Origin of the sequence: Pseudoalteromonas lipolytica (assembly GCF_900116435.1) — a bacterium.
Classification (GTDB): Bacteria; Pseudomonadota; Gammaproteobacteria; order Enterobacterales; family Alteromonadaceae; genus Pseudoalteromonas; species Pseudoalteromonas lipolytica.
Map to the genome: position 1 here is coordinate 75,797 of NZ_FPAZ01000006.1, position 20,867 is coordinate 96,663.

Sequence of the window (20,867 nt, forward strand, 5' to 3'; positions counted from 1 at the left end):
ATTGAGCCCTTTCTCATTCATCAAAGGTCGGAACTTGCTGCTTAGATGTCATAGGCATTTTTAACTCTTTAATCGCTTTATCTTTATCAATATCCTCATGTTGTTTTTGATTTGAAGCAGCGGGGTCATAAGTCAATTCGGTTAATAGTGCAAAATGATCAGAGCCATACTTAGCAAGGCGTTCAATTCGTTTTACACTGAATTCATCACTGTGGAATAAATGATCAAGCGGCCAACGCATAAAAAAGTAACCCGCATGAAATGTATTAAAAAAGCCGCGTCCTTTACGCGGGTCTAACAACTTAGAAACTCGCATAAACAAACGCGTGCTCCGTGACCAAGCAACATCATTCAGATCGCCTGCAACGATGCAAGGGCGCGTTCTATTTTTAAGGGCTTTGGCCAGAATAATAAGCTCGGTATCACGAGGACGCGAGGTGTCTTTTTCGGTGGGACTTGGAGGAGCTGGGTGAATAAAGTGCGCCTCAACTTCTGTATTATTGGCATCTTCAAATACGATATGAATCGAAGGAATATCCGCTTCGATTAATTCACATACCTGTTGGTGTTTAATTTCAAACTTACTGTATAAATGCATACCGTAACGATTATCTTTAGGGCAATAGATACGATATGGGTAATCTGCTTCTAGACAACTGAGCTGCTGTTGCCACGTTTCATTAGATTCAAGCGTGATGAGTAAATCTGGTTGGTGGTTTTTTACCAGTTTAATAAGTTTGCCGTAGTGCGTATTCGACATCAGCACATTCGCAGACATTATGCGAATACTGTGAGCATCATCTTTACTACTTGAGACAACTTCTTTCTTAGCGAACCATGTGTAGGGGTAAATCCAGTTCGCTTGCAGTAGCAAAACCACAAAGCTTATAACAATACAACCGAGTAAATAATAGCTGTTGGAGAGGTAAAATAACACGCTTGCTCCCAGCAAACATGCTCCTGCAAGATACGCTACTTGCAGCCGCACAAAATCACAACTTCGAATTAAATAATGCTGGGAGTACGAAAATGGCAATAGTGAGACAATAAGCAAAAGTACAGACAGTACACTCAATGCATGGCTCATATAACTCATTGGCACAATTTATCGGCTCAGAATCGAGACTATTTCGCGGGTATCCTCTACCAAACGAACAATGGTGCCATCAACCTGAATTGAAATTAACCCGTCGTTATTACGCGATTTAATCACCTTACCTCGACGATAAATATCGCGGTCAAGTATGTCACCTTTTCGGTATTTCTTTTGCCAACCAGGCGGAAGATCTCCACCATTTTCAAGTTTTTTCTCTAGACCAGGCGGTAAGCTTTTTCCTTTGTCTTTGTCCTTATCTTTGTCCTTTGCTAAAGCGCCTGTCGCAACAATACTAAGCCCTAAAACAGCCACTGTTAAAAATATTTTCATACGAACTTTCCTTTTTATGTATTCTACTAAGCGTAGCAACTATTTCTGAACTGGGAATGAAAGAGTATAAAAAAGCCGCAAAGCGGCTTTAAACAGGATTAACGATGACGCGACACGATGGATAAAATTTCTCGTGTGTCATGTACTAAGTGTATTAAGCGATCATCAATTTCAATGGCAATAATGCCATTTCTATCGCGACGCTTTATTACTCGGCCGTGGCGATAAATATCTCTGTCGAGAATATCACCATGATGATAGCGTTTGTACCAACCTGGCGGTAAGCCACCGCCATAACCTACTTTTTTGTATAAACCGGGTGGTAAATCACGGTAGCTATAGCGGTCATACCTATCGTGATGACAATCACGGTCATGGCGATGATGCTTATGATGCTTTTTATGTTTATGGTGCTTTTTACGTTCGTGTTTGTACTCGTATCTGTCATGGTCACGATCATGTTTAGCACTCGCTTCTATAGGCACCAAACTCAAACCTAGCACGGCTAACGAGATAGTAATTATTTTATTCATAATAGAGACCCTCTGCATTTGCTCTTGTTGAAAAGCCTATCAAGCAAGCCTGAATCATAGATGAAGGGTTACAATTAAAAATAACAAGATCATAAATAACAATACGTTATAAAAACAATCTTTACATTTCTTTAAACTTCTTTGGCACTTTTCATGACTTTCTTTGTCTGAATGAAAGCTTCAATTAGGAACAATGACTGTGATTAAAAAACCAAAATTACACCCATTGTTTTCGAACACGTTATAAAAAAGGATCGTTTATGAATTCATTAAAGTGGTGTTTGATCATTGTGATATTTACGCTAACTGGCTGCAGTACCATGTTGAGTCAACACGGTAATCAACAAACTCAATCTAGCTCATTGGTTGACTATTTATACCCAGATCAACAACAACGAGCAGCCGAACAAATCAGTGTGCCCACTCTAAACTTACCCGCCACAGTGGGTATTGCCTTTATTCCTAACAAATACAACAACGGCCTCCATCATAGTGACGAAATAGCACTACTCAACAAAGTAAAAAAACAATTTATGCAGTATGACTATATTGACCGTATCGAAGTCATCCCAAGTACCTACTTAAAGGGAGGCGAGGGGTTTACTACTTTAGAGCAGGTATCACGTTTATACGATGTGGACATTATGGCGCTGGTGTCGTATGACCAAGTGTCACAAAGTTTAGAAAATAATGCAGCCTTCTTATACCTCACCATTGTTGGTCTCTATGTCATTCCGGGTAATGAAAACACGGTGCAAACATTCGTCGATACCGCGGTATTTGATATTAAAAGCCGAAAAATGTTGTTCCGTGCGCCAGGTATCCATAAAGCAGAGAAACGAAGTACAGCAATTGGTATCGATGAGGTCGCGAAACAGCAATCGCTAGCAAGTTTTAATGCTGCTGTTGACGACATGATAGGAAATCTAGATAGCGAATTAGGTCAATTTAAAATTCGCGTTAAAGACGAGAAAATTGCCAATGTCAGCCATAAAAAGGGGCACAGTGGCAGTAGCCTATTTTGGCTTATCGCTTTACTTTTGGGGGCTGTGTGTCTGCGACGAAAAGCAATTCAATAATCGCGAAAGCTTTTACACACCGTTAAAAGCAGTTACCCTTTGATTCTCGTTGTCGTTGTTTAATCAAAGGGTTTTCATGAAGTTGTCATTAATCTCAGCGCTTATTGGCTCTCTTTCAATTAGCTGCCATACATTTGCCGCAACAAATGAACTTGAGCATATCACTACCACCGCCTCTCGTACTGAAGTGCTTGCTGATCCACTTCCTGTGGTTGTAAGCAGTATTTCTAAACAACAATTATCACTCATTGCGCCCACGCATATTCAACAAGCCCTTAAACAGGTTGCAGGTGCAAACTTACAACATGGTAATGGACAAGAGTACTTACCCGCTCTTCGCTCGCCAGTGCTATCGGGCGCTGGGGCCTGCAGTGGGATACTCACAGCAGAAGATGGTATTCCCCTACGTGCCGCTGGTTTTTGTAATATCAACGAATTATTTGAAGCGCACACAGAAATGGCTGAGCGCATTGAGGTATTAAAAGGCCCAGGCTCAGCTCTTTATGGTTCCAATGCAGTCCATGGGGTTATTAACGTTATTACGCCCGATACAACCTATGATCACACCACACTTGGTTTAGACTACGGTTCTTTTGGCTATAGCCGCTATAAATTGGGGCAAGGTCACGACTTTGGCAAACAAGGCCTTGGTATTAATGTGAGTATCACTCGCGACACAGGCTACCGTGATGATGAAGGGGTTGACCAAGAAAAAGTGACCATGCGTCATCGTTATGATGCTGACAATTTCACGCTCAATAGCGGCCTTACTTATACGCATTTAGATCAACAAACCGCAGGCTATATTGAAGGCTTTGAAAGCTACAAAGATGAAGACATTGCACAGTCAAATCCAAACCCCGATGCCTTTAGAAAAGCACAATCAATGCGTGTGTGGTCCAAGTTAAATTGGACAAAAGACGACAACAATAGTTTCACGCTAACCCCTTACCTGCGCGACCAAAGCATGACCTTTTTTAAACACTTTTTACCCGGCACACCTTTGGAAGAAAACGCGCAACAAGGCGTAGGTATACAATCAATGTGGCAGCACCAATTTGCAAACGCAAGTACGCTTACCGTGGGCTTTGATGGTGAGCTTACCGATGCCGATTTTTTACAATACCAAGATAAGCCAACAGAGGGGTCTGCTTTTTTGGTCGCAACAGTCCCTCAGGGTAAACATTATGATTATCAGGTTACGAGTCGCTTACTGGCACCATTTATAAACCTAGACTGGCAATATGATGAACTATTAGTCACTGTAGGGGGCCGATACGAACACATGCGTTATGATTACACGAACCATATGCTCGCAGGGCGCACGAAAGAAGATGGCACCCCGTGCGGAATGGGTGGCTGTCGCTATTCTCGCCCAGAAAGCGGTATTAATAGCTTTGCTAATTTCTCACCTAAACTTGGCATAAGCTACCAATTTACCAATAATCACTTTATTTATGCCAATGCGTCTGAAGGCTTTCGAGCGCCGCAAGCGGCTGAGCTTTATCAGCTTCAGCGTGAACAAAGCGTTGCTGAGTTAAAATCAGAAATTGCAAAAAATCTGGAATTTGGCTTCAAAGGTCAGCAAGCACAACTTCATTACGTGATAAGTGCTTATGCTATGAATAAAGAAAATACGATTTTCCGCGACAGTGACTTTTTCTATGTCAATGACGGGCAAACCCAGCATCGCGGCATTGAGCTTGAACTCGCCTACGCCATTACGCCCACTATCTCAATGCAATTAGCTGCAACGCACGCTAAGCATACCTACAGCTATGACCAACTATTAGGTGAGGTTAATATCAATGGCAATGAGGTCGATACCGCCCCGCGTAATATCGCTAACTTACAATTACTTTGGCAGGCTAATGATATGACTCGGGTAGCGCTTGAGCTCTACAACACCAGCGGCTATTTTACCGACCCTGAAAATCTTCATCGTTACGAAGGCCACACGCTGGTTAATTTAACAGCAGCTTGGCAGCTTACCCCTACGTTTGCTGTCACTCTGCGCGTGAACAACTTAACCGATGAGCACTATGCTGAACGAGCAGACTACACGAGCTTTAACGGCGATCGCTATTTTCCAGGAAGACCCCGCAACGCAATGTTATCAGCACGTTATCAGTTTTAAGTGACCGCATTATTTGGTGAGCTATCTCATAGTTCACCCACGCTGTTTAGTATTTAGGTATGATAGTTTTATCTCTTACTTAAGTGTCTAAACAGCGTGCCATCTTCTCAAAACGCAATTCGCACCCTTTTATTAGTGCTTGGCATTTTTCTTATTGCAGCCAGCTTACGCGCGCCCATCACAGGCATTGCGCCAGTACTTGAACAGATTATTGAGCAATTTAAGCTCACAGCATCGCAAGCCGGTATGTTGACCACTTTACCCCTGATAGCCTTTGCCATTGCCTCCCCCATGGCAGCAAGCTTGGCTAAAAAATATGGTCTGGAACTGTCGTTGTTTATCGCTCTGCTCCTGATTGGCGTGGGTGTTTTGTCTCGCCTGATTGATTCTGCAAGTGTTTTATTTATTGGCACCGCCGTGATTGGCGTTGGTATTGCGATTGGTAATGTATTATTGCCAAGTCTTATTAAGCGTGATTTTTCGCATAAAGTGGCGGTAATGACGTCAAGCTACGTACTTGCAATGGGCATATTTGGCGGGAGTTATTCAGCACTGATCACTCCCCTTGCAGAATACAAAGAAATAGGCTGGCAAGTGGCTTTAGCCAGTTATTCATTACTGGTGTTACTGGCCATTGTTGTTTGGCTTCCTCAGTTAAAACAGCATACGATGCCTAGCAAAGCACAGGTATCACACACCACTCAGGCGAAAGTTTGGCATTCACCATTAGCGTGGCAAATAACACTATTACTCGGTTTTAACTCATTTTTTACTTACATTATGCTTGGTTGGCTGCCGAGTATTTTGATTGAGTTTGGTCATACAGCTGAACACGCTGGAGCCTTGCAAGGTGCGTTTCAAGTTGCCTCAGCATTACCCGGTATCGTGCTTATTCCCTTATTAGCAAAACTAAATGATCAGCGAATACTCACTTTTAGCTTGGCCTTATTAGGTGCGCTATGTTCATTTGGATTATTGTACGCCCCAAGCTTCGCTATGATTTGGTCTGTCACCTTAGGGTTTTGCTCAGGTGCTTGTTTTATTTTAGGTTTATCGTTTGTGAGTTTACGTACTCATAATGCGCAGCAAGCTGCTGCTTTATCAGGTATGGCGCAATGTATCGGCTATTTACTGGCCGCAACAGGGCCAATCTTGGCCGGTACATTACATAGCTTTTTTAATAATTGGGCTGGCGCGCTCTGGCTATGTATTGTATCAAGCCTATTATGCGCGCTATTTGGTTACTTGAGTGGCCGAAACGTAACTATCAACAATGACGTAACTATCAACAATAAATAGTACAGCCCCTTATTGACTGGCTGCCGTGATTTCAAATGTGCTCATATCCGCTAAGTTATCAAGCCATGGTTTATGAGAACGATACCAAATATGTGTGTTTGGAATAAGCTCAGCGGCTTGCTCAACAGCCCCTAAACGTAAGCCATAAATGCGCTCGCCTTCGCCGACTGAGGTCGCGTACAAAGCAGTACCACAATTAGCACAAAACCCCTGCGCTCTTTGATTACCGCTTTCAGCGATTTTTATATATTCTTTTGGTATAGCACCCGTGAATGTAACAGCATCGGGCATTGACATAACAACGGTACGAAATGGTGCCCCTGAAATTATTTGACAGTCGGTACAATGACAGTTAAATACTTTATTTTCATCAACTTGTGCTTGGTAAGTTACCTCACCACAGTGACAACGACCCGTGATTTGCATATTAAACTCCCTCTTGTTTAGTTTCGTATAGATTCGCACGCTTGATACTGCGTAAGTCATTAAATCTTACCCCGTGCTGCGCCATAATAGGCAGTATTTTTTGACTAATAAGTTGGCGAATATAAAACGGCTGATTTGGCACAAAATGATGAATAGTATGGGTACGACCAAAGTCAAAACAAAATAATTGAAAAGGTATAAACCAGCGACTATTAATCACGTGAGTTTGCTCAATCACATTGTTTACACCACCGTAGTAATGCATCGATGAAGTAATAAAATTGAGCGATGATGAACGAATAATATTTGGTATTATTAACACCACCATCAAAAACTCAGCAACCGCCAGCACATCTACCCCCCAACTAGGTAACATAGATTCTAACGGCATAAATAACTGCAGTAAGTAGTACGCGATTACCCCATATAAAATAACGAAATAGGCGGTCGCAATTGGAAACCCCGCGTTAAATACGGTCAAAAACTTAAAGCCTTTAATTTCTTTATTAAAGCGCTTACTGCTGATTACTAATCCCAACAAACCATCAACAATCACCACAGCCCTAACAAGCGGGTTTTTTATGCCATTACCGACCAAACGTTCTTCTAAGTCTTGATTGGTTCCTGAGACCTTATGATGGTGCAAATGAATTTTACGTCGATACCACGGGTTCACCGTATTTGGTCGCATTAACCACACAACCAGCATCATAAAATTATGAAGCCAAGGACGTTTACTAAAATATTGCTTATGAATAAGGTCATGTTCAAGTTCGTGAGAAATAGACGTAATCACAGCCGCTAAAATAATACACAACCACGCGGGAATGAGGCTCATATAATAAAGTGACGCGACACCAATTAATGACAATAGTGACAACAACAAAATAACCAAAGCAATACTATTTTGTTGATTAAGAACAGGGTATTTCGCTCTCAGTGCTTGTTCTTCTGTTTTAATAGCACTGACAATCGCCTGAATATTTTGCTTAGCGGTTAATTTTGGCATAGTTACGTTTGCTCGTTTGTGTATACCAAAATCATACCGCGAATACTCAGCGGTCTCTAGCAAATTGCTCTAAAAAAGGAAGTATCTGACTGGGTGGCAAAGGTTTTGAAAAGTAATAACCTTGAATATAGTCACAACCAGCATCCGTTAACACTTCAAGTTGAGCGTATTCTTCAACCCCTTCAGCAACCACTTTAATACCCAGTACACGACTCATTTGAATGATTGATCTAACTAAGGCTTCGTCAGCTAAATCAACATGTATTTCATCAATAAACGACTTGTCGAGCTTGAGCACATCAACCGGAAAACGACGCAGGTAACTTAACGATGAGTAACCAGTACCAAAGTCGTCTAACGAAATTAAACACCCTGCTGCTTTAAGTTGAGTAAGCACGTCGAGGTGATTGGTATTTTCGGGGGCAAGTACACTTTCAGTTAATTCAAACGATATTTGCGAAGGCTTAACACCTTGACTCTTTATGATGTCAATCCACACATTGCGTTCAGGGTTGTACTCTGCAAACTCAAATAATGAACGGTTAACATTAAATACCAGTTGATCATACCCTTGTGCTTCAAGTGCCTTAATTTGCTGACACGTTTTTATTAACACCAATTCACCGAGTGGAATTATGACACGCGACTCTTCCGCTAATGGTATAAACTCTACAGGCGACACCCACTGCCCTTGGTTTTGCCACCTGACTAAGCTCTCGAATTTAGCAACTGTGTTATTTTCAATATCAATAATTGGTTGAAAATAAACCTCTATCTCGTTGTTCTTAACAGCCTGTGTCAGTTGCTCTACCAGTAAATTGTGTTTTTTAACCTTGTCGTCCATTTCAGTACAAAAGTGTAAATATGGATCCGCTGTTTGTTTTGCGTTTAAGCTAGCCAGCTCAGCTTGCCTAATAAGACGACGGGCTATTTTTTCAATTTTAACCTGCGATGTCAGTACATTATTATATTCATAATGACTGATACCCAGTGTCACTGTTACATGCTGACGAATACCGCCAATAGAAAAAGGCTCAATTAATAAAGCATTAATTTGTTTACAGACAAGTTCAAGCTCATGGCTATCCTGATAGGTCTGTAATATTGCAAAGCTGTCACCATCGATGCGTGAAAATGCACACTCTTTAAAGGTATATGCCAGCCGATTTGCTATTTCACATAGCAGTTTATCCCCGAAGGTTAAGCCATATACGGTGTTAATATCTTGAAATCGATCAACATCAAAATAAATCACTGCCAAGTGCGTATTAACATCATTTTGATGCGACGGTGCCGAAATTAAATCACAAATACGTTCTTTAAAATAAAAGCGATTTGTGAGGCCCGTCAGTTGGTCATGATTTGCATGAAAATAAATTTTCCGCTCAGCTTCTTTTTTCTCTGTGATATCGAGAATGAAGGCGACGTAACACACCTCACCATTGTTAACCATTTTAGTAATTGATAAAAACTGGGTGTATAAGTCCCCTTGCTTGTTCTTATTCATGATCTCACCAGACCATTTACCTTCGGTATCAATGTGATGCCACATGGCACGATAAAAATGCGATGCATGCTTATTCGAACTCAATATTTTAGGATTTTTTCCTATAATCTCGTCGAACGAATAGCCAGTCATATTCGTAAATGCAGTATTTGCGTATATGATCTCGACATTTTCATTGCAGATAAAAATAGCTTCGTGACTTTGTTCTATCAATTGATTGGCAAAATCTAACTTGGCAATAAAGCGATCTTTTTCAATCTCTCGTTGAATAAGGCCTGTAAATAAGGAAAAGAAAGACTCAATTTGCATGGCATCACTGATTGCATGCTGAAAAAGTGCAACGAGAATGGTATCTGTTTTACCAGACATACTCTGCAAGGGCACCCCGACATACGCTTCAATACCCATATCAACGAGTAATTTATCGTCTGGAAATAATTGCTGTACGCCTGAGCTATAGCTCGAGATACCGCCGCAACTTACATCGTTGCAAGGCGTGCAGCGAATATCATAACTAATGTTTTCAACGATTTCGTCATTGGCCACCAACGTTAGCGTTGTTGCCTGCATGGTGTCTTCATCAACATGAGCTAAAAAAACGTGTGACGCACCCACCACTTCTGACAAAGAGAGGCATATAGCATTATAAAAGTTTTCACTTTTAAGATTAGATATACTTTCAACAATACGTTTTAGGTCGAATGTACCCACGCTTCCCGCCTTATCTTATATGCACTAAGTGTTTGACTTAACTTAAAGTTAAGGTTTCAAATTGTATTACATGAAGCCTATAAATACCATGCTACTCTAGTCCATTATGATTAATTTTCAATCAAGTAGACACACAAAATCAGGGGTTATTTAATTACTCAACATTGTTTGAACACCTGTGATTAATAATAGAACAAAAAGGATTTTATAGGGGCAATCAGAGCATGCCAGAAGAAAATGAATGAAAGGTTAGCCATGGCATTATACTGAAAGCTGTCTTTATGCCCCCTCTTGCAAAAGGCACGAATGTTTAAAGTTGCGGTGGTTAAAAGATACGATGGCTAAAAGATACAGTGGTTAAAAGGTACGCAGGCAAAAAGACACGATGCGCAGACTTTACTTGCCTAATTGCCACGCCCCGTGTGTTACTCAAAAACGCGAACACACAACATAAGACACATAACTGATTTATTTCAGGCATAAAAAAACCCCAGCAAAAGGTGCTGAGGTTAAAAAGTGGTACCAGTGGGCGGACTTGAACCGCCACGCCCGAAGGCAACGGATTTTGAATCCGTCATGTCTACCAATTCCATCACACTGGCTTCATTTTTCTTTAACCTTCTAAACACGAGAAGATAAAGAAAAACCACTTTAGAGCAATAAGCTTTTTAACTGCTTTTGTCTCTATGCCAAGCATTATACAAAGAATGGGTGAGGCAGCAAGCGTTTTATGCGGCCTGATGAATCAACCGCACAATTATTAAACAAGTTGTTAACCAGTGTGCTTTGGCATCATTCGAGAAACAATGGCCTGACAGTCTATTTCATGGCTTAAACAACCATACTGCGAAAAGTGAGGACCTTTCAAACGGCTTGTTACAAATGCGTGTGCGATAATGGGTTCACCAAACTGCAAGAGCGTTGCGGCTTGCCAAAGCTGTGCTAAGCGCTCAATGATCCGCCGAGCCTGTATTTCTAAATGTGACGTATCGGTTAGTAATGCCTGCAATTCATCAAGCTTATCGGCGTAATCACTGTTTAGTGCACGTGCTTTTTCAAGCTCCTTCATAAGCGCCGTTAACGATTCTGGCTCGCGGTTAAACACGCGCATTAAATCTAAGCATTGCACGTTACCTGACCCTTCCCAAATTGAATTAACAGGGGCTTCTTTATAAAGGCGACTGGCAATATTGTCTTGCACATAACCTACTCCACCAATGCATTCCATCGCCTCGAAGGTGTGCTGAACTGCACGCTTGCAAATCCAGTACTTTCCAATCGCAGTCGCACTGCGAACGAGTGCAGCTTCGCTATCATCGTCTTGTTTATCAAGTGCGTGGGCAATCCGCATCGAGATTGCCAACGCGGCCTCTGCTTCCAATGCTAAATCAGCTAAGACATTCAGCATTAATGGCTGTTGATGCAGTTTTTTTCCAAAAACAGCGCGCTCTGATGTGTGCCATACCGCTTCTTTTACTGCTTGCATCATCAATGAACTTGAGCCGAGCATACAGTCATACCGTGTGAGTGCGACCATTTGAATAATCGTCTTAATACCACTGCCTGGTTCGCCCAACATCCAGCCATGCGCTGATCTAAACTCGATTTCAGAACTGGCATTTGACTGATTTCCTAATTTATTTTTTAAACGCTGAATATAGACGGCATTTTTTTCACCACTTTCAAGCCAGCGCGGCACTAAAAAGCACGACAATTGTGAATTAGGGGCATAGGCGAGCACTAAAAAAGCATCGCTCATGGGGGCTGAACAAAACCATTTGTGTCCTTCAAGCACGTAAAGCTGCCCTGCACCGCCTTCATTTAGTGGTGTTGCTTTGGTGGTATTTGCTCGTACATCGGTGCCTCCTTGCTTTTCGGTCATGGCCATACCAATCGTAACACCTTGTTTTTCAAACCACGGCTTGTTGTCGCCATCATAATGATTGGCCAGTATTTTTGGCAGCCAAACTTCAGCGATATTGGCTTGACTGGCAATAGCGGGCACACTCGCAAAGGTCATCGTTAGCGGGCAACCTGACCCTGGGTCAGCATGATTATGTAGTACAGCCATCACCGCGCGTACAACATGACTGCCTTGCTTTTTTTGCTGCCAAGGTAAGGCACAGTGTCCTTGCGCTATGGCATGCTGCATAAGCTGATGATAACTTGGATGGTAATCAACATGGTCAATACGCTCACCAAAGCGGTTATGTGTATTAAGTTCAGGCAAATGCTTATTTGCCAAGAACCCAGCTTGTAACAGTTCCCCTCCCACCTGTTGCCCAAAAGCAGAAAGATGCGCTGTTCCCCATTGTCCCGCAAAACAATTTTGCCAATACTGCAACACGTCGTCAGCCTCGTACGCGTTATAGTTTTCAAGCGGTTTGGGTTGATTAAATACCACGTGGGTTTCACTCGAAGAAACAGACATAGAAGGGCTCTCTTTTTTATTATTTTTTCAACTATAGCAGGTCAGACCTGTTTGTCGACAAGCGAAACCCTCGCTAAGTATTTCTTGTTTGCTAAGGACTTTGCTAAACTACAGCGCAATTTAATAGGATGAGAGTGTTTATGTCAGCTGAGTTTCCTCGTGCCGGTTTTTGGCGCCGTTTTGCCTCGTTAATTTACGACACCTTGGTTGTGATTGCCTTTGCAATGCTCACAACTGTGCTATACCTACTGGCTGTTCAGGGACTTATTTCACTTGATGTGTTGAGTATTGGCAATGCTGAGGATGTCTCAGCGTATATTCAAAACTCCCCTTTGCTTTATGGCATCCGTAGTGGATTACTGGTGTTAGTGAGCGTGGCATTTTTTAGTTACTTTTGGGCTAAAAGCGGGCAAACCATAGGCATGCGCGCATGGCGCTTAAAAGTACAAACCCTCGATGGTAAGCTGATTAGCTGGCAACAAGGTGCGCTAAGAGCAATATGTGCTTTATTAGGTTTGGGTAATTTAGTGGTGCTGATTGATTTTAAAAACAAACGTGCACTGCAAGATTACATAGCTAAAACAGAAGTAATTACGCTCACAAAAGAAGAAAATAAACGCATTTATCGCTCATTGGATTAGGCGCAGTTCGCTTAATTAAGCTTATTGGTGTAATCACTGATTGGTAAAGCGATACAGTAGATACAAAAAAGCGTGACTAAATGGTCACGCTTTTTTTGTAATTAAGTACGTTTACTACACACGCTTATTTAGCAAGTAGGTCGCAAAACCAATAAATAGAATGCTTGGCAACACCGCACCGACAACCGCTGGAATTTGATATACCATCACCACAGGGCCAAATATTTCATTGGTTAAGTGGAAGGTAATGCCGGTTATAACCCCCATAATGATTCGAGCGCCCATTGTAACGGTTCGCAGTGGGCCAAATATAAACGACAACGCCACTAATAACATCACCGCGATAGACACAGGCTGCATTACTTTGCGCCACAGTGCTAACTCATAGGTGCTGGTATCTTGTTCATTTTGTTTTAGGTAACTCAAATATGACCAAAGCCCAGTAAACGATAACGCTTCTGGTTTTACCGATACAACCCCTAATTTTTCTGCTGTTAACTGTGAATCGTAAAACTCTTCAGTTTGCTGTTCAGTGCTAATCTGTTCTGGCGTGATTTTAACTTTATTAACGCCACGCAACAGCCAACCATCTTTTCGGTTTATGGCTTCTTTTGCTTTCGTTATTTGAGTTAATTGCAATGACTTATCAAAATGATACATATGTACACCACGCAATACGCCTTGCTGATCAACATCTTCTATATTTATAAAGTTGCTGCCATCTTTTGCCCATACACCTTGTTTGGCATTAAAGACATCACCCCCGTTAATAGCGTGGTTGCGTATTTCTTTCGCTTTAAGCTGTGCTTCGGGCGCTCCCCACTCACCAAGCGCCATCATACAGATAGCCATAAACATGGCAGTTTTCATTACCGAGGCAATAATCTGTAAACGCGACATGCCCGCGGCCTGCATCACCACCAACTCACTGTTTGATGCTAAAGCACCGAGTCCCGTTAAGCCACCAATGAGCGCTGCCATCGGAAAGAAAATAACCAAGTCTCCCGGCATGCTGTACACAGTGTAAATCAGTGCTGTCGCAATATCATAACTGCCACGCCCTACCGATTTTAACTGTTCAATAAATTTAATAAGGGTACTGATACCAACCAGCACCATTAATGCAAATCCTGTAGTTTGAATAATGCTGCGGCCTAAATACCAGTCGAGTGTTTTCATCATGCGCTTAACTCCCGCTTAGTCACCACTGCTTTTAACCATGCGCCGAGCGGGCGGCCTTTAATAATCAATAAACCACCAATAAACAAGGCAGATAAATGAATCCACCACAGCCCAATTGAAGGTGGTATTTTACCATCTTCAACAGCAAATTTAGCGGCATTAAGAAGGATGAAATACCCTAAATACAAGCTGATTGCAGGCACTAATTTAGCAAATTTACCTTGTCGTGGGTTAACCACACTAAGCGGAACGGCCAGTAAAGTAAGCAGTGGAATCGAAAGCGGTATTGCAATACGCCACTGCCACTGAGCAACCGCTTCTACACTTTTCATTTTAAATAAATCAAACGTTGGTACGGCTTCTAATTTACGGCGTTGATGTTCAATTTCTTGGTCTTGGATTTGTACGCTATAACCATCAAACTCTGTCAGGTTAAGCGCCGCAGATTCACCGTCTGTTTCATAACGCTTACCATCATTCAAAATAAGTTGTTGCTCACCGTTATCTTGTTCAATCACGACACCACGCTCTGCGTAGACTAACCGTGCCAAATCACCTTTCTCACGGTCAGGTAACTGGGCAACAAAAACTTTGTGAAGTTCTTTACCACCGTTTTCAATATTATGAATAAAGACAACGGCTTTTTCGTTGCCTGTTTGCTGAAAACGACCCGCTCGAAGCGCAGACAAACCAGCATCGGCTTTTGCTTGTTCTTTTAATTGATACTCTTGCTCACTCGCCCAAGGTGCAATGTACAGTGTTAAGGCACCCGCAAGAATGGCCATCGCTGTACTTGAAATAAGCGTGACGCGCACAACATACCATTCACTGACGCCACAGGCTCTAAACACCGTCATTTCGCTATCGGCATAAATACGACTATAGGCCAAAATAATGCCTAAAAAGATACTCAAAGGGAGAATAAGCGACGCAAGCTGCGGTAGTTTTAACGCGATCATCGAAAGCACAAGCTTTGCAGGAAGTCCTCCATCTGAGGCATCACCTAAAATCACCACAAACTTTTGCGACACAAAAATGGTCATTAAAGTTAAAAATACGGCGACCTGCGACTTTAAGACTTCAGTGGTCAAATAACGGAAAATTAGCAATGCTCGCCCCTGTTAAACATCGTGTTTCACTGGAATAGTAAGAAATTTTGAGTAAACTAGTTATTTTACTCACTTTATTATATGCCATCACAATTAAATATCATACCTAGCAAGAACATATAATCTTGCATTTATAGTACAGATGGCATCTATTATGTGATATTGATATTCACAATAAGATAAAGTTCAAAAACACGTAAATAGAGTCATAGTTTATGAGCTAATATTAGTGTTAATAAACTAAAAAATGTAAGAAAGGACTCGAAAATGAATTTCTTACCCTTATTTACTAAGGTTATACGACTCAAAATCAGGAGTGACAATGGAATTTAGCGTAAAAAGTGGTAGTCCAGAAAAACAACGTAGCGCATGTATTGTAGTTGGCGTTTATGAGCCACGTCGTTTATCGCCCATTGGTGAACAGCTAGATAAAATCAGCGATGGTTATATTTCAAATTTACTGCGCCGTGGCGACCTTGAAGGTAAGCCTGGTCAAGTATTGTTGTTGCATCATGTACCCAATGTACTGAGCGAACGCGTTTTACTTGTAGGCTGTGGTAAAGAGCGAGAGTTGGACGACAAACAATATAAACAAATCATCTCTAAAACCATTAACACGCTGAACGAGACAGGCTCTATGGAAGCGGTATGCTTTTTAACAGAGCAGCACGTTAAAAGCCGTGATACTTATTGGAAAGTACGTCAAGCCGTTGAAACGACACAAGATTGTTTATACACATTTAATCAGCTTAAAAGTAAAAAAAGCGATCCTCGTCGACCATTACGCAAAATTGTCTTCAATGTACCGACACGCCGTGAACTCACGATTGGCGAAAGTGCAATTGAGCATGGTTTAGCTATCGCAGCCGGTAGTAAATTATGTAAAGACGTTGCCAATATGCCACCTAATATCTGTAACCCAGCGTATTTAGGTGAGCAAGCACAAGAGCTTGCCGACAACTTTGACAATGTCACGGTTGAAATTATTGGTGAAGAAAAAATGGCTGAGCTTGGCATGAATTCATACCTTGCTGTCGGCCGTGGTAGTGCGAACGAGTCTGTGATGTCGGTGATTAAATACCAAGGTGCCGACAAAGACCAAGCCCCTATCGTACTCGTTGGTAAAGGTTTAACCTTTGACTCTGGCGGTATTTCAATCAAACCAGGCGAAGCCATGGATGAAATGAAATACGACATGGGCGGTGCAGCTGGGGTTATTGGCACAATGCGCGCATTGGCTCAAATGCAGTTACCTATTAATGTGGTTGGTGTGCTTGCTGGTTGTGAAAACATGCCTGGTTCAAATGCTTATCGTCCGGGTGATATTTTAACGACAATGTCAGGTCAAACTGTTGAAGTATTAAATACGGATGCAGAAGGCCGTTTAGTGCTGTGTGATGCACTCACCTATGTTGAGCGCTTTGAACCCGATACCGTGGTCGATGTAGCCACCTTAACGGGTGCCTGTATTATTGCGCTTGGTTCGCATGCAACGGGGTTACTTTCAAATCATAACCCGCTTGCCCATGACTTACTTAAAGCATCTGAGCAAAGTGGCGACCGCGCATGGCAGTTGCCACTGTGGGATGATTATCAAGAACAACTTGAAAGCCCATTTGCTGATTTCACCAACTTAGGTGGCCGTGCAGCTGGGACAATTACTGCTGCGTGTTTCTTGTCTAAATTCACCAAAAAATACAATTGGGCGCATTTAGATATCGCTGGTACAGCATGGCGCAGTGGTGGTAAAAACAAAGGTGCAACGGGTCGTCCGGTGCCAATGTTGACACAGTATTTACTAAACCGTGCTGGCATTAGCGAAGCAAGCCACGACTAAGCACGTTATTTACAGAGTAAGTAACGCTAAATAAGGCGCCAAATGGCGCCTTATTAATTGAAGCAATACGCGTTCTATGTCAAAATCTCTGCTTTGATCTGTGTATCTGTGGGGACGCCCGTCACAATGAGCATGAACGCACAATTTTACGTTCTAAAACAAGATGATAACAGCCAGCAAGCTGATAAAGCGTGTTTTGATCTTGCCGCTAAAATCGCTGCGGATCAGTATCGTCTTGGTCATCGCGTATTTATTTACGCCGATAACATCGACACGGCCCACACAATCGACGACATCATTTGGTCATTTGAACCAGATAGTTTCATACCACACAACCTACAAGGTGAAGGCCCTAAAGGCGGCGCTCCAGTAGAAATTGGTATGACGCCACCTGTCGGCAACAGAAAGATATTAATCAACTTAGCTGAACACCTGCCGGATTTTATTCGCCGTTTTCAGCAAGTTTTTGACTTTGTTCCCGTTGAGCCAACCGCTAAACAAGCTGCCCGTGAGCGGTTTAAAAAGCTTCGCCAACTGGGCGCCCATATTGCAACGCAAGAAATTGACATTTAAGCATTTATTTAAGGTTCTGTGTAATGGATAAAACCTACAATCCGCAAGATATTGAACAGTCTTTATATCAAGACTGGGAAGAAAAAGGCTACTTTAAACCATCTGGCCAAGGTGACGCATACTCAATCATGATCCCGCCACCAAACGTCACGGGTAGCTTACACATGGGCCACGCATTCCAAGACACTATCATGGATACGCTAACACGTTTAAAGCGTATGCAAGGCAACAACACATTATGGCAAGTAGGTACCGACCACGCAGGTATCGCAACACAAATGCTGGTTGAGCGTAAGCTTGCTGCCGAAGAAGGTAAAACACGCCATGACTTAGGTCGTGATGCATTTATCGACAAAATTTGGGAGTGGAAAAATCACTCTGGCGGCACAATTACCAAACAATTACGTCGCTTAGGTGCGTCAGTCGATTGGGACCGTGAACGTTTCACTATGGACGAAGGTCTATCTGAAGCCGTAAAAGAAGTGTTCGTACGTCTTCATAAAGACGATTTAATCTACCGTGGTAAGCGTCTAGTAAACTGGGATCCTAAGTTACACACAGCCATCTCTGATCTTGAAGTTGAAAATAAAGACAAGCAAGGCCATATGTGGAACCTTCGCTATCCACTCGCTGATGGCGTAAAAACACAAGACGGTAAAGACTACATCATCGTAGCAACAACGCGTCCAGAAACCATGTTAGGTGATACTGGCGTGGCTGTTAACCCTGATGATGAGCGTTACCAAGACCTGATCGGCAAAGAAATTTTATTGCCTATCGTCAATCGTCGTATTCCTATTGTTGCCGATGAACATGCCGACATGGAAAAAGGCACGGGGTGTGTGAAAATCACGCCAGCGCACGACTTTAACGATAACGAAGTAGGCAAACGTCATCAACTGCCTATGATCAACATCTTCAACAAAGATGCGGCAGTATTAAGCCAAGGCGAAAGCTATACTTTCGACGGTAAAGAGCTGGCGCTTGATGCACCTATTCCTGAACGCTTGCACGGTCTTGACCGTTTTGATGCGCGCAAGGCAATTGTGAGCGAATTTGAAGAACTGGGTTTATTAGAAAAAATTGAAGACCACAGCCTAACGGTTCCTTACGGTGACCGCTCTGGTGTGGTAATTGAGCCTCTACTAACAGACCAATGGTACGTGCGTGTAGCACCGCTTGCAGAACCAGCCAAAGAAGCCGTTAAAAACGGTGACATTAAATTTGTACCACAACAATATGAGAACATGTACTTCTCGTGGATGAACGACGTACAAGACTGGTGTATTTCACGTCAACTTTGGTGGGGTCATCGTATTCCAGCTTGGTACGACAACGAAGGTAACGTGTATGTTGGCCGTGACGAAGCAGAAGTTCGCCGCGACAATAACATTGCTGATAACGTGGCGCTTAAACAAGACGAAGACGTACTTGATACATGGTTTTCATCAGCACTGTGGACCTTCTCAACACAGGGTTGGCCTGCAAACACAGATGATTTAAAAACCTTCCACCCTTCAGATGTATTGGTAACCGGTTTCGACATTATCTTCTTCTGGGTTGCGCGTATGATCATGATGACCATGCACTTCATCAAAGATGAAGACGGCAAGCCACAAGTTCCATTTAAAACTGTTTATGTCACCGGTCTTATCCGTGATGAAAACGGCGACAAAATGTCTAAATCAAAAGGTAACGTACTTGACCCAATCGATATGATTGACGGTATCGACCTTGAAAGTCTCGTTGAAAAGCGCACTGGCAACATGATGCAGCCACAGCTTGCGAAGAAGATTGAAAAGAATACCCGTAAAACATTCGAAAATGGTATTGAAGCACACGGTACAGATGCCCTACGTTTCACATTAGCGGCAATGGCTTCAACAGGCCGTGACATAAACTGGGATATGAACCGCCTTGAAGGTTATCGTAACTTCTGTAATAAACTATGGAATGCGAGCCGTTACGTATTAATGAATACGGAAGAGCAAGATTGTGGTTTTAATACTGAGGCTGAAAAGCAGTATTCACTGGCTGACCGTTGGATTTTAGGTCAATTTGAAGCCACGGTTAAAACCTACACAGAGCACCTAGAAAACTACCGTTTTGACCTTGCTGCAAACACTATCTACGAGTTCACATGGAACCAGTTCTGTGATTGGTACTTAGAGCTCACTAAGCCGGTATTATTCAAAGGCAACGAAGCACAACAACGTGGTACGCGTCATACTCTTATCACGGTATTAGAAAGCTTACTGCGCTTAATGCACCCAATGATGCCTTATATCACAGAAACAATCTGGCAACGTGTTGCACCGCTGGCGGGTATTGAAACTGCAAACACCAGTATTATGGTGCAAGCTTTCCCTGTTTACACAGCTGCAAACGTCGACAGCCAAGCAATGGACGACCTAGAGTGGGTTAAACAGTTCATTCTAGCTATCCGTAATATCCGTGGTGAAATGGATATTAGCCCAAGTAAACCATTGTCGGTTTTACTGGCTAATGCATCAGATGAAGACACGCGCCGTTTAGCTGATAACGAAGCATTCTTAGCATCACTTGCTAAGCTTGAAGCGTTCACGCTGCTTGAAAATAAAGACGATGCGCCAGCGTGTGCAACATCGTATGTTGGCAACTTGGAAATCATGATCCCAATGGCTGGCTTAATTGATGTTGAAGCTGAGCTTGGTCGTATTGCTAAGCAGCTAGAAAAAGCTGAAAAAGGCTTAGCGCAAGTACAAAATAAACTTGCCAACGAAAAGTTTGTGAACAACGCACCTGAAGCAGTTCTTGCTAAAGAGCACGCTAAGCTTGCTGAGTTTACAGATGCAAAAGACAAACTATTAGCGCAAAAGGCGAAAATAGAAAGCCTATAACGCCATACACTAAGCGCGATTAATTCGCGCTTACAAAAAAGCCGCATCATGGTATTTCATGATGCGGCTTTTTTAATTTCTAATAAGT

The 20,867-nt window shown here is 42.4% G+C and carries 16 protein-coding genes and 1 tRNA gene; 7 read left to right on the top strand and 10 right to left on the bottom strand.

Features of this window, described 5'->3' with window-relative positions; translation table 11 throughout:
- Window positions 1–13 precede the first annotated feature (13 nt).
- From BM378_RS07540 to BM378_RS07550, 3 genes are all read right to left on the bottom strand, one after another.
- Window positions 14–1,087: an endonuclease/exonuclease/phosphatase family protein gene (locus BM378_RS07540; protein ID WP_074988920.1), complete on the bottom strand. Its 1,074-nt coding sequence runs from the start codon at window positions 1,085–1,087 to the stop codon at window positions 14–16.
- Window positions 1,088–1,105: 18 nt separating this feature from the next.
- Complete coding sequence (locus tag BM378_RS07545) at window positions 1,106–1,426, bottom strand: hypothetical protein (RefSeq protein ID WP_065979708.1); 321 nt, start codon at window positions 1,424–1,426, stop codon at window positions 1,106–1,108.
- A gap of 98 nt (window positions 1,427–1,524) precedes the next feature.
- On the bottom strand, window positions 1,525–1,959 hold the full coding sequence (locus BM378_RS07550) for a hypothetical protein (protein WP_036966195.1): 435 nt from the start codon (window positions 1,957–1,959) through the stop codon (window positions 1,525–1,527).
- Window positions 1,960–2,219: 260 nt separating this feature from the next.
- On the opposite strand from BM378_RS07550, the gene rhlP reads away from it, so the two are divergent.
- The 3 genes from rhlP to BM378_RS07565 all read left to right on the top strand — a co-directional run bounded on the left by rhlP (window position 2,220) and on the right by BM378_RS07565 (window position 6,474).
- Window positions 2,220–3,038: a rhombotarget lipoprotein gene (rhlP, locus tag BM378_RS07555; protein WP_065979707.1), complete on the top strand. Its 819-nt coding sequence runs from the start codon at window positions 2,220–2,222 to the stop codon at window positions 3,036–3,038.
- Window positions 3,039–3,114: 76 nt separating this feature from the next.
- Window positions 3,115–5,175: a TonB-dependent receptor gene (locus BM378_RS07560; protein WP_074988921.1), complete on the top strand. Its 2,061-nt coding sequence runs from the start codon at window positions 3,115–3,117 to the stop codon at window positions 5,173–5,175.
- A 96-nt stretch (window positions 5,176–5,271) separates the two neighbouring features.
- Entirely contained in the window at window positions 5,272–6,474 is a 1,203-nt protein-coding gene (locus BM378_RS07565) for an MFS transporter (protein WP_074988922.1), read from the top strand.
- Window positions 6,475–6,483: 9 nt separating this feature from the next.
- Here the strand turns inward: BM378_RS07565 and BM378_RS07570 are convergent, their stop codons facing one another.
- From BM378_RS07570 to BM378_RS07590, 5 genes are all read right to left on the bottom strand, one after another.
- Window positions 6,484–6,900 carry a GFA family protein gene (locus BM378_RS07570; RefSeq protein ID WP_074988923.1) on the bottom strand — a complete coding sequence of 139 codons (417 nt, stop codon included), beginning with the start codon at window positions 6,898–6,900 and terminating at the stop codon, window positions 6,484–6,486.
- 1 nt (window position 6,901) lies between these two features.
- Entirely contained in the window at window positions 6,902–7,909 is a 1,008-nt protein-coding gene (locus tag BM378_RS07575; protein WP_074988924.1) for a fatty acid desaturase, read from the bottom strand.
- Window positions 7,910–7,955: 46 nt separating this feature from the next.
- Entirely contained in the window at window positions 7,956–10,127 is a 2,172-nt protein-coding gene (locus BM378_RS07580; RefSeq protein WP_074988925.1) for a putative bifunctional diguanylate cyclase/phosphodiesterase, read from the bottom strand.
- Between the two features lie 517 nt (window positions 10,128–10,644).
- Window positions 10,645–10,729: transfer RNA gene (locus BM378_RS07585), tRNA-Leu, on the bottom strand.
- 170 nt (window positions 10,730–10,899) lie between these two features.
- Window positions 10,900–12,558 carry an acyl-CoA dehydrogenase family protein gene (locus BM378_RS07590; RefSeq protein ID WP_065979701.1) on the bottom strand — a complete coding sequence of 553 codons (1,659 nt, stop codon included), beginning with the start codon at window positions 12,556–12,558 and terminating at the stop codon, window positions 10,900–10,902.
- A gap of 140 nt (window positions 12,559–12,698) precedes the next feature.
- On the opposite strand from BM378_RS07590, the gene BM378_RS07595 reads away from it, so the two are divergent.
- Window positions 12,699–13,199 (top strand): RDD family protein, encoded by a 501-nt coding sequence (locus tag BM378_RS07595; RefSeq protein ID WP_036966174.1) that lies wholly within the window; start codon window positions 12,699–12,701, stop codon window positions 13,197–13,199.
- 114 nt (window positions 13,200–13,313) lie between these two features.
- Here the strand turns inward: BM378_RS07595 and lptG are convergent, their stop codons facing one another.
- The gene (gene lptG, locus BM378_RS07600) at window positions 13,314–14,381 is read right to left on the bottom strand and encodes an LPS export ABC transporter permease LptG (RefSeq protein WP_074988926.1); all 1,068 of its coding nucleotides are present in this window, start codon (window positions 14,379–14,381) and stop codon (window positions 13,314–13,316) included.
- Complete coding sequence (lptF, locus tag BM378_RS07605) at window positions 14,378–15,490, bottom strand: LPS export ABC transporter permease LptF (RefSeq protein WP_036966168.1); 1,113 nt, start codon at window positions 15,488–15,490, stop codon at window positions 14,378–14,380. The genes lptG and lptF overlap by 4 nt, the downstream gene beginning before the upstream one ends.
- A gap of 322 nt (window positions 15,491–15,812) precedes the next feature.
- On the opposite strand from lptF, the gene pepA reads away from it, so the two are divergent.
- The 3 genes from pepA (at window position 15,813) to BM378_RS07620 (ending at window position 20,779) form a co-directional block, all read left to right on the top strand.
- On the top strand, window positions 15,813–17,327 hold the full coding sequence (gene pepA, locus BM378_RS07610; protein ID WP_036966165.1) for a leucyl aminopeptidase: 1,515 nt from the start codon (window positions 15,813–15,815) through the stop codon (window positions 17,325–17,327).
- 126 nt (window positions 17,328–17,453) lie between these two features.
- Window positions 17,454–17,900 (top strand): DNA polymerase III subunit chi, encoded by a 447-nt coding sequence (locus tag BM378_RS07615; protein WP_036966161.1) that lies wholly within the window; start codon window positions 17,454–17,456, stop codon window positions 17,898–17,900.
- A 23-nt stretch (window positions 17,901–17,923) separates the two neighbouring features.
- A complete protein-coding gene (locus tag BM378_RS07620) occupies window positions 17,924–20,779 on the top strand; it encodes a valine--tRNA ligase (protein ID WP_065979700.1) in 2,856 nt (951 codons plus the stop codon).
- Window positions 20,780–20,867 lie beyond the last annotated feature (88 nt).